The following is a 15,328-nucleotide window of genomic DNA, read 5'->3' on the forward strand; positions in this document are numbered from 1 at the left end:
GTTCTGGCCGAGGGGCTAGGAGGTGGAGCTGGACACTGTGTAAATGCTGAACCGACTGTTCAAATCCGGGAGTCAATACCGAATTAATGGGGTTTCCAATTTAATTGAAGGGGTATTGGAATTAATTCATGGGGTTTCCAATTTAATTGGAGGGGTTTTGGAATTAATTCATGGGGTTTCCGAATTAATTGGAGGAATTTGTTCTGGCCGAGGAGTTGGGGGATGGTGTTAGACACAATGAAATGCAGAACCGACAGAAAAGGCGCTTTTTAAATGTAAAAACCGCTGACCAAAGTCAGCGGTCCCCAGCAATTATGCAGTTGTATAATTTTCATCCACAATGGCTGCACAGCGGCTGCACAGGGTTTTATGGTTTTCGCTGCTGCCAACATCCGTTGTAACAACCCAGCAACGTTCACATGTTTCACCTTCGGCCGGTTTAACGGCAATTTTCACATGATCAAATACATGAGCATCACTTGGCGCTGCATCATAGTCACCAGCCAGTGTAAAGCCTGATACGATAAACAGCTGCTTGAGGTTTTCTTCTACTGAATCAAGCAATTGCTTCGTTTCAGCATCAACATAAAGCTCAATGCTTGCTGTTAATGACTTGCCGATTACTTTTTCGTTTCTTGCCACTTCAAGAGCCTTCAGCACATCATCGCGAAGTTCCATGAAAGCATCCCATTTTTCTTCTAATGCATCTGCATTATCAAGTGTTTTCACTTCAGGCATATCCACAAGCTGAACACTTTCTTCGGTTACAGAATCTATATGTGCCCAAACTTCATCAGCTGTATGTGGAAGGATTGGCGTTACTAACTTCACTAAAGAAAGAAGGGTTTCATGCAAGACGGTTTGAATCGCACGGCGCTCTTTATTGTCTGGCGCTTCGATGTACAGAACATCTTTTGCGAAATCAAGATAAAATGAGCTGAGTTCAATCGTACAGAAATTATGAACCGCATGGAAAATCGCTGCAAATTCATACTCTTCATAAGATTTTTTCACTCTATCTGTTAATTTATTCAGCTTTACAAGCATGTAACGATCTACATCGCGCAGTTCGTCATAAGATAGAGCATCTTTTGCCGGATTAAAATCAGCAAGGTTTCCAAGAAGGAAACGGAACGTGTTGCGGATTTTTCTGTATACTTCAGCAACCTGCTTTAAGATATTATCAGAAACTCTTACGTCTGCCTGATAGTCAACAGATGCTACCCATAGGCGAAGGATGTCTCCTCCAAGCTGATTCATGACTTTTGAAGGCAGAACGACGTTTCCTAATGATTTACTCATTTTTCGCCCTTCCCCGTCAAGAGCAAAACCATGGCTCAGTACACCTTTATAAGGAGCTTTCCCCGTTACAGCAACTGCTGTTGATAAGGAAGAGTTAAACCAGCCGCGATATTGATCAGATCCTTCTAAATAAAGATCAGCCGGACGCTGCAGGTCATCTCTTTCCAATAAAACAGCCTGATGGGATGAACCTGAATCAAACCATACATCCATAATGTCCTGTTCTTTCGTGAACAATCCATTTGGGCTGCCTGGATGAGTAAATCCTTCAGGAAGTAAATCTTTTGTTTCACGTTCAAACCAGATATTTGAACCATGTTCACGGAACAAGTCTGAAACATGATTGATTGTTTCATCTGTGATGATTGGTTCACCGTTCTCAGCATAAAATACTGGAATTGGAACGCCCCATGCACGCTGTCTGGAAATACACCAGTCGCCGCGGTCGCGGACCATGTTGAATAATCTTGTTTCTCCCCATGCAGGAACCCATTTTGTTTCCTTGACTGCCGATAGCAGCTCTTCACGGAAATCTTTAATGGATGCAAACCATTGAGCTGTTGCTCTGAAAATCGTCGGTTTTTTTGTTCTCCAGTCATGCGGGTATGAGTGAGTAATAAATGAAAGCTTCAGCAATGCACCTGCTTCATCAAGCTGTTCTGTAATTGGTTTATTTGCTGCATCATAAAACATGCCTTCAAAGCCAGGTGCTTCATTTGTCATATGGCCTTTTTCATCAACAGGGCATAAAACGCCAAGTCCATATTTTTGACCGACAATAAAGTCATCTTCCCCGTGTCCGGGAGCCGTGTGTACACATCCGGTACCAGCTTCTGTTGTTACATGCTCGCCAAGAACAACAAGCGATTCGCGGTCATATAAAGGATGTTTCGCAACCGCTTTTTCAAGCTGTGCACCTTTAAGTGTTTTTGAAACCGAATAAGTTTCCCATTCAAGTTCTTTAGCAACAGCTTCTAAAAGAGCAGATGCAACGATGAAAGAATCATCATTTACAGATACCACACTGTATTCCAAGTCAGGATGAACGGCAATTCCAAGGTTGGCAGGAATCGTCCAAGGTGTTGTCGTCCAAATAACAATTTTTTCTCCGCCGTTTAATACATCATTTCCTTTGGTAACGGTAAACGCTACATAAATAGAAGCAGATCGTTTATCATAGTATTCAATTTCTGCTTCTGCTAAAGCAGATTCACTTGACGGAGACCAATAAACAGGTTTTAACCCTTTGTAGATATAGCCTTTTTTCGCCATTTCACCAAATACTTTAATTTGCTGTGCTTCATATTCAGGGTTTAATGTCACATATGGATTTTCCCAGTCTCCCCGAACGCCAAGGCGCTTGAATTGTTCACGCTGGTTATTGATCTGCTCCCATGCGTAATCAGCGCAAAGCTTGCGGAACTCAGCGACACTCAGTTCTTTCCGGTTCACTTTTTTGTTTTTAGTTAAAGCTGTTTCAATCGGAAGACCGTGTGTATCCCAGCCTGGCACGTATGGTGCATTGTAGCCCGTCATCGACTTGTAGCGGACGATAAAATCTTTCAGCACTTTGTTAAGTGCATGCCCCATATGAATATCGCCATTTGCGTAAGGAGGACCATCATGCAAGATGAACATTGGACGATCCTTCGTGCGCTCTTGAACTTTTTGATAAATATTCATTTCTTCCCATTTTTCCTGCATTTGAGGCTCGCGGTTCGGCAAGTTTCCGCGCATCGGGAATTCAGTTTTTGGCATTAGCAGTGTATCTTTGTACTCCATGTGTATTCCTCCAAACAATTTTTAAATAGGCTTTTAGACATTAAATCAGAAAACACAAAAAACCTTCTCATCCCATAAGGGACGAGAAGGTTTTCTCGCGGTACCACCCTTTTAGATAACCGGCGTACAGGTTATCCTCTCGACATTCGTAACGTGAATAACGCGTCTTTGCTTACTTTTTATCTTGTTTCAGCAAAAAACTCAAGGGTGATTTTCACACATTCTCCTTTGCCGGGCTTTCACCAGTTCCGGCTCGCTTAAAAAGGATAAAATGAGCTACTCTCCCTCTCATCGTTTCAATTTATGATAATTGTAGTAGTGATCGTATTATATGTGAAACTATGTACGCAAGTCAAGATTACACTTTAGATTCTTCGCGTTCTTCGTAAAGTGCTTCTACTTCATACTCTAATAAATGATCCCAGTCGTCATTTTTAAGGAGATCAAGCTGTGCTTCAATCAGCATTTGGAACCTGGTGCGGAAAACTTTTGACTGCTTTTTGAGTTCTTCAATTTCAACTGCGATTTTTCTTGATTTAGAAAGCGATTCATTAATAATGCGGTCTGCGTTCTTTTCAGCTTCTTTTACGATTAATTTCGCTTCTTTTTGAGCGTGGCGGCGAACCTCTTCAGCTGCTTCTTGAGCAACTAGAATCGATTTGTTGAGTGTTTCTTCAATGTTTGCAAAATGACCCAGCTTCTCGGTTAAGTCCCCTACTTTTGTTTCAAGTTCTTTTCGTTCGCGAATCGCCATTTCGTAATCTTTTATAACTTGATCAAGGAATTCGTTCACTTCATCTTCATCATAGCCGCGGAAGCCTTTGTTGAATTCTTTGTTATGAATATCTAACGGTGTTAAGGGCACTTGTGCCACCTCCATTATGTATTAAATGAAACGTTTCTTTTTAAACAGTATAATTCATTATTAGACAGAAATGTCATAATTCCTGCTGAATCCATAAAATTATTTTTGTTTTCCTATGGTCAGTTTCCATTTATCCTTCTTAGTTCTTCCATCAATCGACAAAAGCCTGGATCTCCCAAACCCTCTGACAGAAAGGGTGTCTCCCGCGCGGCATTCAAATGACGTCTGCTCAATCACTTTCCAGTTTACTTTTACTTGTCCGTTTTGAATGAGCATGCCGATTTTTTGTCTGGATACATTATAAATAGAAGCTGCAACAGCATCCAGTCTTAATGAGCTGACAGTTGCAGACAGTTCCTGGATTTCTTCAGCATGCTGAATTCTATCACACCAGTCAAGTTTGCGCAGTGAAACCTTGGCTCTGCCGATTTCGGTTACATTCATTAAAATAAAATCCTCAACCTCACCAGCTGCCACAAGCTGAATCCTTTCTCCAAAGAACAAAAGATCTCCAAATTTAGACCGCTTCAGTCCAAGAGACATAAGTGATCCCAGGATATGGCGATGCTCGAGAGAAATAAATTTAACCGGATATTGAATTTCAATCAGGGATAACTGAAAATCTTCCAAGGAAGGTGTAAAGTAATCCGGGTAGAGGAGAGCTCGCTTTCTCTCCATGTCATCTCCTGAGAACATGACGTTTACTTCCCCGTTTGAACCGACTACTGCCTGTACCATTTCCTGCTCTCTCGGATCAAGAAAATCGGTCAGTTTAGGACTGTATTGATTCAGTACATTTTCTTTCCACTCCATCACCTGATCAATAAAGTGACGCTCTTCTTGTCTAAAATGCTGATAAACATGGTTCACTTCATACAGCTCCAAACCGTTCTAAATGAAAACAGTGCCGCATAAACGGCACTAGCAGGACAACTTTATCCAATCATGCTGAATATTGAATTCAGCCCGTATCCCGCAAATCGAAGTGCAAGAAGCGCGACGATCGGGGAAATATCAATCATTCCAAGAGGCGGAATGAATCTGCGGAATGGCTCCAGGTAAGGTTCAACGATTTTAGCTAATAATTGGCCAAAACCGCTTTCTCTTGCATTAGGGAACCAGGAAAGCAGAATATAAATAATAATCGCATACGAATAAATCTGCAATAATGTAAATAATACATCAGCTACTATGCCCATCTAGACTTACCACCTCTGATCTTCTTCAGTTACAATTTCAGATATCGATCCTGCCACATCCACATTATCAGGAGTGCAAAGAAAAATATTTGCCCCTATCTTTTGAATGTCTCCACCTATAGCGTACACAGTTCCGCTTAAAAAGTCTACAATCCGCTTCGCCTGATCATGCTGAATCCGCTGCAGATTGACAACAACAGCTCTGCGGTTTTTAAGCTGATCGGCTACATCCTGAGCTTCAGCATAAACTCTGGGCTCACATAATACCACTTTAGATGATTTTTGAACACTTTGCAAACTTACAACATTCTGTTTTGCTTGCGGTTTGGCGGCAAACGGCTGCTCGTCTTCATAGTCATCTTCCTGATAACGATCCTGCTCAACATACTCATACTCTTCTTCATCCAAGGCAAAAAAGCTTTTAAACTTATTTTTAATACTCAACTTCTGACACCTCCGATTTCTTATCCTACCAGGGCAGAACCTATTCGTATGAAGGTTGCGCCTTCTTCAATTGCGATCTCGAAATCATTCGACATGCCCATAGAAAGCTCTTTGCACGGGGCATAAGGCAAGTGAAGCGCTCTTACTTCCTCGCTTAACTCCCTTAATCTGCGGAATGATTGCCTTAAAACAGCTGTATCGTCTGTATGAGGGGCCATTGTCATTAATCCTGCCACATTTATGTACGGAAAGCTTTCAAGTTCTTTAACAAATGGCAAAACCTCATTTGAAGCCATACCATGCTTGGATTCTTCCCCTGATGTATTTACCTGGATAAAGCAGTCTATTTTATTATCGGCACGTTTGCTGATTTCTTTTGCCAGTGAAAGTCTGTCAAGCGAATGAATATAATCCGCTTTCCCGATGATATCTTTCACTTTTCTCGTTTGAAGTGTTCCGATAAAGTGCCATTTGGCCTCTGATCCAATTGCTGTATATTTTTCGTTAAGCCCTTCATTCCTGTTCTCTCCAAGATGACTGATCCCAGCACTCAACGCTTCTTTAGCACGATTAATATCCACATACTTTGTAACCGCAATGATTTGAATTTCATTAGGATTGCGTCCTGTTTTCGAACATGTATTTTCAATTCTGGCATAAATTTCATTTAAGTTGTCTGCTACGCTCATAGCTGCTTGTGCCTCCTCGTCAAACCGATAAAACCGAACATTCTCCCAGTCGATCCCGCGTCTTTGCGATGTGAAAAAAACATGGAAGATTCACAGCTTGTACAGAAAGAACTCGTCAATATCCGGTCTTCTTTTACACCTGCATTGATCAGCAATTGTTTGTTCAGCTGCTTTAAATCAAGTGAGTACTGTCCTTCAGATACTTTTTGATATGGCAGAGGATCCGTATTCGGGATAACTTGATTGACCCGGTCAATGACGTAATCGTCAACTACATAGCAGCAGGCTCCGATTGATGGTCCAATCATGGCATAGATTGAGTTTACATCAGCTTCTTCGTCCTTTATCCATGTTTGGATCATTTTTCCGCCTATGTCTTTGACAGTGCCCTTCCAGCCGGCATGTGCCGTTCCAATCAGCTTTTTATCATGTTCATAAAAATACAATGGAACACAGTCAGCATAGCATAGTGCAAGCATCAAATTTTCTTCTTTTGTATAGAGTCCGTCTGTTCCAGGAATTGCTGAATGATAATCGAGTATTCCTTTCCCTCTATCGGATTGCGCTGCTTTATGAATGCCGCAGTCATGAATCTGATCTGCACAAACCCAATTTTCAAGGGGCATATTTAATTCTTCTGCCAGCCGTTTTCGATTTAAAACGACATGTTCAGGCTTGTCTTTTACATGAAGGCCAAGATTCAGCGAATGAAAATCCCCGCTGCTTATGCCTCCGTTTTTTGTAGTAAAACCGACAATCAGCTCATCATTTAATTTTTCCCAGACCGGGCTGTTCAAATGGGTTTCATGCTGCAGTTGAAACGGCTGCTGAGTCATAAAATGTTCATTCCTTTTGTTTACAGATTGCTGCATGTTTTTGATATACACGACTATATTTTACCACATCTTTCCCATTCCGACAGAAAGATTGTTAAATTAATTCGTTATTTTGGTCTATCTCCCTATTTACACGCACTAAAATAACATCTTCTCCGATTTTCACGATATTTCTCCAGGGCACGACCAGCTCTTCATCCTTCCCGAAAAAACCCAGCACTTTGCCAGTTCCGCTAATAATCACGGCCTGAATTTTACCAGTTGTCACATTTATATCAAAATCTGAAACAATCCCAAGCTTCTTGCCATCGGAAACATTGACAACATCTTTCGTCTGAAATTCAGATATATTCATCACAGAAACCGCCCCCTGTTCTTATATTAACTATATGATTGTACATCCTTAATCTATTCGAGCTTTTTACACAGGATTTTCTCAAAAATGGTGACTGCAGTACAGATAAAAAGGACTGTTCAGATGAACAGTCCTAATTTTGTATGTTCTTATTCATTTGTTTGATTGCAGCTTTCTCAAGTCTTGAAACCTGTGCCTGAGATATACCGATTTCTTCTGCTACTTCCATTTGAGTTTTCCCTTGGAAGAACCGCTTTCTGAGGATCAGTTTTTCACGGTCATTCAGCCGTCTCATTCCTTCTTTTAAAGCGATTTCTTCTATCCAGTGAGAGTCTCGGTTTTTCTCATCGCTCAGCTGATCCATTACATATATCGGGTCGCCCCCGTCATTGTAAATCGGTTCAAACAGAGAAACGGGATCTTGTATAGCATCTAATGCGAAAACAATTTCTTCATGAGGAACTTCAAGCACCCTCGAGATCTCCTCAGCGGTAGGTTCCCTTGAGGTTTTGCTCATTAATTGTTCTCTGACCTGCAAAGCTTTGTAGGCAATATCGCGAAGAGATCTTGATACGCGGATTGGGTTATTGTCCCGCAAATATCGTCTGATCTCCCCAATTATCATCGGTACAGCATAAGTTGAAAATTTTACATTTTGGCCAAGATCGAAATTATCAATTGATTTCATAAGTCCAATGCAGCCTACTTGAAACAGGTCATCAACAAACTCTCCCCGATTGTTAAAACGCTGAATGACGCTTAACACCAGGCGTAAATTGCCGTTTACCAGCTTTTCTCTGGCAGATAGTTCACCGCTTTGCATTTGCCTGAACAAAATTCTCATTTCCTCATTTTTTAGGACTGGAAGTTTGGAAGTATCTACTCCGCAAATTTCAACTTTATTTCTTGCCACATCTTTCCCTCCTAACAGGAGCTGCTGTACAGAGTTAAGTATCTCCTTAGGTGGGAAAAATATGCACATGTCCAAGCGGACAAAATCATCTATAATTGTCCAAAACCACGCAGATTCTGGAAAATATCCGGATAAAATTTTTTTCAGACCATTTTATTGAATTCTTTGCGCAATCTTTTGATAATTCTTTTTTCAAGTCTTGAAATATAGGACTGGGATATACCGAGCATATCTGCGACATCTTTTTGGGTTTTTTCTTCTCCTCCCTGAAGCCCAAAGCGAAGTTCCATTATTTGCTTTTCCCTGTCATTCAGCTGCTGAAGAGCTTTCAGCAGCAATTTGCGGTCAACATTTGCTTCAAGATCTTTTGTTATAATATCTTCCTCTGTTCCAAGCACATCAGATAGGAGGAGTTCATTTCCATCCCAATCAATGTTTAATGGTTCATCAAAAGAAACTTCTGAACGAATTTTATTATTGCGGCGCAAATACATTAAGATTTCATTTTCGATGCATCTTGAAGCATATGTGGCAAGTTTAATTTTCTTTTCCGGATTAAAGGTATTTACTGCTTTGATTAAACCGATTGTGCCGATGCTTATCAGGTCTTCAATATTGATGCCTGTGTTTTCAAATTTTCTGGCAATATATACAACTAAACGGAGATTTCTTTCAATAAGAATCGAACGCGCCGCCTGATCGCCGCCCGGCAGTTTTTTGAGCAGAACTTCTTCCTCATCCTTTGAGAGCGGGGGCGGGAGAGCTTCACTTCCCCCTATGTAGTGAATTTCATCCGTTTTCAGGCCAAGCTTCATCAGTAATTTATACCATAGATACGTCATGTGCAATTTTAGTTTTTTCATGGTTCTCCCCCTTCTATTTTCCGATTGATCTGAGTACACTACTACAGGATGATGATCACGAAACGTCCTGAACAGCTCCGCTCTGAAGCATCTTTGGATGAACAATGCAGTCGTATTCCCCTTCAGGCGACAGGCTTGTTCGGTTCAATCCAATAATGGCTTTTGGAACAAGTATGGTTTCATCTTTTGTTGTGATTATCACTTCATCAGGTTTAAGGCCAATTAAAAACTGATTTGATGTTCCAACTACACGGAACGGAATAATCCGCACCCTGTTCTCTAGAGAATGTGATTCCACAGAAGATGATAATGCCGTCATGACATCTTCCTGAAAAACGATGTTCAGGAGTGCATCCGGCAGAATTCCTCTTAGCTTGCCTGCATCTGCAATCATTACGGGAGACTTTGTAATCGGATCATAAAGCTGATTTCCGCTGTCGATAAGACCTTTTAAAGGAATAGTCAAGTCCCCAATTTTAATGAAGACACTGACAATCTGATCATATTGGATTTTTTTCATTTCCAGATCATCTAGCCGCTTTCTTGAAAAAATCCAGGCTGCCGGAAAACCTGCCAGCACGAACAGCCAGCTGACAGGGTCACCAAAGCCACCGGAATTTGTCATGAGGATCCCGTCAGCAAATCCAATTTCCGTTTGAATAAAATAGTGTGCTCCCATCATCCCCCCGCCTACCATAAAGGTGACAAAGTAAAAAGTGAACAGTGACTGTGAAAAAAACTTAAACCGCTTAAAACCAAATGCCGTGAGCACCATAAGAATAGATACAAACAGCTTTCCAAATGGATGCATAGCTAAAGGAGCAAGCGGCGTAAAAAGCAGAACAACGATACTCGATCCAATGAAGGCTCCAACAATTATCCGAAGCTTCATAATCTTCCTTTTCAGCAAAAGCGCTGTAAGAAGAAGCAATAGCAAATCAAACGAAAAATTCAAAAACCAGATCACATCCAAATAAATGGCCACGTGAAACTCCTTTCTGAAGGTTTTCACATTACAAATAAAAAAGATAAAGGCACTGTCCGATTGGATAGTAATAGTATAGCTGAGCAAACCCGGTGAAGTCTGTCAGTTACTGCCGATAAAATAGAGTATTTTTGATAGATATCGCTGCTATTTGTCGATGGAAAAGGGTGGAAAAGCATAAGCAATTCTGTTTACAGATCAGCTATGGTCTTTTTTTAAGGCTCTTTTCTTAGCCATAAGTGGTGCAGCTGAAAGAACTTGACTTCTTCTGAAGAATAGAGGGAAATAGCTGATTCCACTTTTCGTTGCAAAAACCTTAATCGTGGAATCTTAGCGTGCATTTGATTCTCTTTTTCTGCATAATAACCAACTTTACAGAGGGTAATCAAAAACAACAATCTATGCGAAAACAGCCTTTCTTAAAAGGGAGGGAACACGAAAAAACCCTCATTCCTGTTTTGCGGGAATGAGGGTTTTTCTGTCTTTATTTTTTCGCAGGCTTCTTGCTGCCTATAAACAGCTTTCCATCTGCTACGGCTCTTGTTTCGTTGCCAAAATCATCTTTTGCAATGACTTCGACTCTCGCACCGTCAGCTTTCATGTTGGATGTTGCCGTGTAGTATCCTTCGTAATGACCTGGTGCCGTTTCTCTCAGCGGAAGCTCTGTTGCATTTTGAATGCCCGCATTAGTCAGCGGCATATGGATAACGAAAGTTGCATCTAAGTCTTCTTCGCTGTCAAATTCTATTTTCACACTTTCACCTGACTTGATGTATTTGTCCTCAGAAGGTTTTAAATTTTCAATAACGGGTGCATCGTATTTTACATATACTTTAACGGTTTTCTTTAAACGATTTCCTGCTTTGTCAGCTGCAAGAACGGTAATCACATTCTCTCCGTTTTCAAGCAAGATCCGTTTTGAGAATTTGCCGTCTTTGACTGCTGCCTTTTGACCATTGACTTTAATCCAGTCCAGATGGTCGTCTGAAACGGTTCCGCTCACAGTCAATGCTTCTGTATTCAGTTTTTGGCCGTCTTTAGGATTCTCAATAGTAAACTGCGGTTTTGTTTTGTCCAAAGTAACTTTTACCGCATTAGACGCATCAGTCATGCCTGCATCTGTGCTGGATTTGGCAGTCAGTACGTTTTCACCTGCATGAAGTGTTACTTCTGCACGGAATGTCCCGTTTTCAGAAGCTTGTACAGACGCTGCTTCTGTTTCTCCATTATAGATGTGGACAGTTGTTGTCGGTGCAGCCTTACCTTCTACGACAGACGTTTCTTTATTTGTGAATGAACCGTCTTTTGGAGAGGTAATCTCAGGTGCTGTCACCTCATAATCCACAATGGCCCGGATCATATAGTTTCCTTCCTCAGCAGGTGACGGTGACCAGCCTCCACTTACCATTTGCCAGCTGCGGCCGGCATTTTCACCATCTTCATCTGTTGCAAGTCCAGGTGAGTTAGGGTTTGCTTTTGTTTGGATGTATACCATATAGAAGTCTCCATCGACGACTACACCCTGGTTAAGCAAATCAACCATTGTCCATTCTCCGTTGCGTAAAGCCGTTGCATTGATTGGTCCTGCAAGCTTTTTTCCCGGGGCTCCGTCAGTTCCTGATGCATCGTAGATCGCAACCTGGAACTCCGTGCCTCCAGGTACTGGCCACTCTGTATCCCAGAACCTGAACAGTCCGCCTGTTACCATTGCTCGTTCGTTTCCTTCAGCAAGAGACATTTTAACCGCCCAGCCATTGCCTGCTGCATTAAAGGCTCTCGCGTTTTCAGCTGTACCGTCGTCATATCCAATTTCACCAGGATACCCGATGAATGGCTTAAGCGTAATATTTTGAACAGTTGGCTGTTCTGCATCAATCACGATGCTTGTATCCTTGGCATAATAGGAAGGTGCCATCGCTTTTAACGTATAGTCTCCTTCATATGCTTCAATCGAATATTCCCCTTGTTCATTTGTTTGAACAGGTGTCACAGCTGCATCTTCAATCAGGAGAAGTGTTGCATCGGCCACAGGCTCGCCTGTTGCTTCGTTTGTTACTACTCCGATGACTGTTCCCTGAGGCAGCTCCTCAAGTACAAAGTTCGCTTCTGTAATGCCGTCGTTTTCAATCGTGATCGGCTGCGTTTCTGCAGCATATCCGTAGGCTTCTGCTTTGAGTGTAAATGATCCTGCACCGTGAACAATTTCATAACTGCCATCCTCGAGACTTGAGTATGTGGATCTTCCGGTTTCAACGATGCTCACTTCTGCTCTCATAGGAAGTGCAGCTGGCAAAGCAGTTTCCTGAGATCCTTTCACAGCCCCGCTGTATGGTGCAGGCTGAATTTTATTTGGATAAACTTTTTCCTTTTTCTCCTGGGCTGCTTTATCCGTACTTGCTGATTTACTTTCTAAGCCCACTTTTGCTTTGTTTTGAATTTCGATCGCCGTATCAGATAATTTAATATCATCGATGTACCAGCCGTCTTTTACAACACTTCCGTCTGAGGTTACATTGAATGCAACATAAATCCGCTGTCCCGCATACTGGGTGAGGTCAACCTGGCCGTCTATCCAGCCGGCTGTGTTCCCATTAACCCGCAGCGCCTGAGTCCATGTTTCCTGATCAGTTGAAACAAAAACATGGCCATAGTCATATCGCGCTTCAAGTTCATGCCACTGCTTAAATTGAAGGAAGGCTGCTCCTTCTACAGGTAAATCAATTGGAGGCATGAGCAAATTCATATTTGCTCCATTTTCATAATCGCCGTCAAGGTTTGTAGCAAAGACCTTTTCACCTGAAGCTGCATTGCCAGGCCCGTTAACGGGATTCCCGTGTTCCCAGCTGTTTTTCACTCCATAAGAAGACCAGCCTGCTGCACCTGATTCAAAATCCTGCTCATAGCCTGTCGTAATGCCAGGCTGAACTGTAACTTCATACTCGTCAGAAACTACTTCATTTGCTCCAAAATCAACTGCTTTCCACTTATAGGCAAGTGTTCCTTCTGCAATTGCTTCACCAGGGATCACTGCTTCGTACGTTCCATCAAGGAAATCTCCTGAAACTCTCGCAGCTTCAGCTGTCTGCCAATCGCCGCCGTTGCTTTGATAGTGAAGAGCAACATTCGTGACGCTTATATTATCGCTTACAGACACTGTAAGCGGAAAATCCATACCTTCAAATGTTTCAGAAGGTGCCGTGTGCTCCATAACCGGTGCCTCGGTATCTTCCCCTTCCTTAGCAACTTGTCCTTTCACTTTGCCGAGACCTGTCAAAAGAGAAGAAACTGCGTCGTACGCATTCACCAGGCCATGTCCATATCCATTATTAGGTGAACTCGTGAACGTCGAATCAGTAAGAGGCGTTGCCGTTGTTGTCAGCACATTTTCAATTTCATCCACTGTAATAGAAGAATCAACCTGCCGCAGCAGAGCAACTACAGCCGAAACGTGCGGACCTGCCATCGACGTTCCATTCCAGCCGCCTTCATATGCACTTCCCGGAACAGATGAGCGAATGTTTACTCCAGGTGCTGCAATATCAGGTTTTGTTTCGTCATATGGCGATGGTCCCTGAAGTGAAAAACTTCCTAACTGGTTATTGATGTCAGTTGCTCCTGTCGCAAACGATTCCGGATAGTTTGCAGGGTTAGCAATGGACCCTGGTCCGCCCGGGTTAAATAACGTCGTGTTCCCCGCAGAGAATTCTGGGAAGATGTCTGCAGCCCTCCATGCATTTACCATTGGTCTGTACCATTCATCAAGCCCTGCTCCGCCTCCCCATGAGTTGTTGACTACATCCGGAGCCATTTCAGGATGAGGATTTCCGGCTGCATCTTTGGGAGCCAGAATCCATTCGCCTGCTTCAAGCAAATCAGCATCTGTTCCGCCATTAGCAGTAAAAGCTTTGACTGCAATCCATTTCGCTCCCGGTGCAACACCGATTTGATTATTGCCATTCGGTTCTGCTCCTACCATGGTTCCAGTTACATGTGTTCCGTGCCCTTGATCATCATATGGCACGGCCTGGTTTGCCGTTGCATCAAACCAGCTAAATTCATGATCGGGCGAACTTGGTGAAGCTGGATTAAAGCCGCGGTACTTTTCTTTTAATGCCGGATGGTCCCACTGAACTCCGGTATCAATGGAAGCAACGACTGTTCCGCTTCCGTCAATGCCCATCTCCCATGCTGCCGGAGCACCAATCTGATTGATGTTCCACTCAGTTGCAGCAGGAGATGGTTTTACATCAGCCTTTTTCCCAGAATTTTTTTCTTTCACCGCAGTCCCTGCTGCCAGCTGCCGGACTTCGTTTGGAAGGACCTTGTCCACCTCAGGAAATGCTGCAACCTTTTCCATGACATCTTTAGTAGCTGTAACGGCCATTCCATTTACAATGTAGTATGATCGGATGTCTTTGGCATTGCCTGCCTTTTCTTGTTTCGTTAAGTACGTTTTCAGGTTCTGCTGAGTTTCAATGGCTGTTGCGCGAAGAGAGGAAACAACAGCCGAACGCTTCTCATACTTTGCTTGTGCCGCAGGTTCTTTTGATGCGGCTTTTGCGGCATTCTTTGCGACTTTTGCTGTATCAACCTGGTCTTTCAGCTTAATGAGAAACGTTACCTTCTCTTCCTTTTTAAAAGACTCAGTAAGCTTCTTTGAAACTTTTTCAGCAGTTATGTTTTTTTGATCCTTTACGGATGTGCTGACGCTTGTGCTTGCAACTGAAACACTCGGAGCAAGCAAAGTAAGCAGCAGGATAAATATTGACAAAATACTGACCCATTTCGCATGTTTCTTCCGCATTCCTTAAATTCCCCCTTAATTTGTAATACCCCGTAAACGATCCTCCTTTCTGCTTAAATCTCTGTCAGTTCTGGGCTGTTACATTAAATGTAAAGAACATTTTTAGAAAATTTTGTCATTTTATGTAGCCAAATTCTTCCTGTTTAAAAAACAAGAGTTTAGTAGCATATTTCTGGAAATCAATCTGGGGCTAAAGCATGTCAGCTGATTATAGAGGCACTTGATGACGCTAGCTGCCAGGGTTTATTAGTTGATATTAAAGAGGGCCAAACTATTCAGATAAAAAACTTC

Annotated in this window: 12 protein-coding genes and 1 other annotated feature; all 12 genes read right to left on the minus strand. The window is 42.3% G+C overall.

Going from position 1 to position 15,328, the window contains the following annotated elements; all coding sequences use genetic code 11:
• Positions 1 to 312: 312 nt before the first annotated feature.
• The 12 genes from ileS to ABEQ24_RS13800 all read right to left on the minus strand — a co-directional run bounded on the left by ileS (position 313) and on the right by ABEQ24_RS13800 (position 15,037).
• Positions 313 to 3,084: an isoleucine--tRNA ligase gene (gene ileS, locus ABEQ24_RS13745; protein ID WP_430007320.1), complete on the minus strand. Its 2,772-nt coding sequence runs from the start codon at positions 3,082 to 3,084 to the stop codon at positions 313 to 315.
• A 74-nt stretch (positions 3,085 to 3,158) separates the two neighbouring features.
• Positions 3,159 to 3,385: a binding site (T-box leader), on the minus strand.
• Positions 3,386 to 3,442: 57 nt separating this feature from the next.
• Positions 3,443 to 3,949, minus strand: a complete 507-nt coding sequence (locus ABEQ24_RS13750; protein ID WP_430007321.1) for a DivIVA domain-containing protein — start codon at positions 3,947 to 3,949, stop codon at positions 3,443 to 3,445.
• A 99-nt stretch (positions 3,950 to 4,048) separates the two neighbouring features.
• Positions 4,049 to 4,819 carry an RNA-binding protein gene (locus ABEQ24_RS13755; protein ID WP_430007322.1) on the minus strand — a complete coding sequence of 257 codons (771 nt, stop codon included), beginning with the start codon at positions 4,817 to 4,819 and terminating at the stop codon, positions 4,049 to 4,051.
• Positions 4,820 to 4,884: 65 nt separating this feature from the next.
• Positions 4,885 to 5,148 carry a YggT family protein gene (locus ABEQ24_RS13760; protein ID WP_133311245.1) on the minus strand — a complete coding sequence of 88 codons (264 nt, stop codon included), beginning with the start codon at positions 5,146 to 5,148 and terminating at the stop codon, positions 4,885 to 4,887.
• Positions 5,149 to 5,154: 6 nt separating this feature from the next.
• Positions 5,155 to 5,592 (minus strand): cell division protein SepF, encoded by a 438-nt coding sequence (locus ABEQ24_RS13765; RefSeq protein ID WP_070879097.1) that lies wholly within the window; start codon positions 5,590 to 5,592, stop codon positions 5,155 to 5,157.
• Positions 5,593 to 5,612: 20 nt separating this feature from the next.
• Positions 5,613 to 6,281, minus strand: a complete 669-nt coding sequence (locus ABEQ24_RS13770) for a YggS family pyridoxal phosphate-dependent enzyme (protein ID WP_430007323.1) — start codon at positions 6,279 to 6,281, stop codon at positions 5,613 to 5,615.
• Positions 6,278 to 7,117 carry a peptidoglycan editing factor PgeF gene (pgeF, locus tag ABEQ24_RS13775; protein ID WP_430007324.1) on the minus strand — a complete coding sequence of 280 codons (840 nt, stop codon included), beginning with the start codon at positions 7,115 to 7,117 and terminating at the stop codon, positions 6,278 to 6,280. Before pgeF ends, ABEQ24_RS13770 begins: the two co-directional genes overlap by 4 nt.
• 94 nt (positions 7,118 to 7,211) lie before the next feature.
• Positions 7,212 to 7,475 carry a YlmC/YmxH family sporulation protein gene (locus ABEQ24_RS13780; RefSeq protein ID WP_133311249.1) on the minus strand — a complete coding sequence of 88 codons (264 nt, stop codon included), beginning with the start codon at positions 7,473 to 7,475 and terminating at the stop codon, positions 7,212 to 7,214.
• A gap of 130 nt (positions 7,476 to 7,605) precedes the next feature.
• Positions 7,606 to 8,454: an RNA polymerase sporulation sigma factor SigG gene (gene sigG / locus ABEQ24_RS13785; protein WP_249042921.1), complete on the minus strand. Its 849-nt coding sequence runs from the start codon at positions 8,452 to 8,454 to the stop codon at positions 7,606 to 7,608.
• A gap of 74 nt (positions 8,455 to 8,528) precedes the next feature.
• Positions 8,529 to 9,248 (minus strand): RNA polymerase sporulation sigma factor SigE, encoded by a 720-nt coding sequence (gene sigE, locus ABEQ24_RS13790; RefSeq protein ID WP_430007325.1) that lies wholly within the window; start codon positions 9,246 to 9,248, stop codon positions 8,529 to 8,531.
• 55 nt (positions 9,249 to 9,303) lie between these two features.
• Positions 9,304 to 10,233: a sigma-E processing peptidase SpoIIGA gene (gene spoIIGA, locus ABEQ24_RS13795; protein WP_430007326.1), complete on the minus strand. Its 930-nt coding sequence runs from the start codon at positions 10,231 to 10,233 to the stop codon at positions 9,304 to 9,306.
• Between the two features lie 484 nt (positions 10,234 to 10,717).
• On the minus strand, positions 10,718 to 15,037 hold the full coding sequence (locus ABEQ24_RS13800) for a S8 family serine peptidase (RefSeq protein WP_430007327.1): 4,320 nt from the start codon (positions 15,035 to 15,037) through the stop codon (positions 10,718 to 10,720).
• Positions 15,038 to 15,328 lie beyond the last annotated feature (291 nt).

The organism is Metabacillus idriensis (assembly GCF_050483325.1).
GTDB lineage: Bacteria > Bacillota > Bacilli > Bacillales > Bacillaceae > Bacillus_P > Bacillus_P idriensis_A.

Bases quoted from the DNA above. Each gene is read 5' to 3' on its own strand.
- ileS (WP_430007320.1), bottom strand. From the start codon at position 3,084: ATGGAGTACAAAGATACACTGCTAATGCCAAAAACTGAATTCCCGATG.
- ABEQ24_RS13760 (WP_133311245.1), bottom strand. From the start codon at position 5,148: ATGGGCATAGTAGCTGATGTATTATTTACATTATTGCAGATTTATTCG.
- ABEQ24_RS13770 (WP_430007323.1), bottom strand. From the start codon at position 6,281: ATGAGCGTAGCAGACAACTTAAATGAAATTTATGCCAGAATTGAAAAT.
- pgeF (WP_430007324.1), bottom strand. From the start codon at position 7,117: ATGACTCAGCAGCCGTTTCAACTGCAGCATGAAACCCATTTGAACAGC.
- sigG (WP_249042921.1), bottom strand. From the start codon at position 8,454: ATGTGCATATTTTTCCCACCTAAGGAGATACTTAACTCTGTACAGCAG.
- sigE (WP_430007325.1), bottom strand. From the start codon at position 9,248: ATGAAAAAACTAAAATTGCACATGACGTATCTATGGTATAAATTACTG.
- ABEQ24_RS13800 (WP_430007327.1), bottom strand. From the start codon at position 15,037: ATGCGGAAGAAACATGCGAAATGGGTCAGTATTTTGTCAATATTTATC.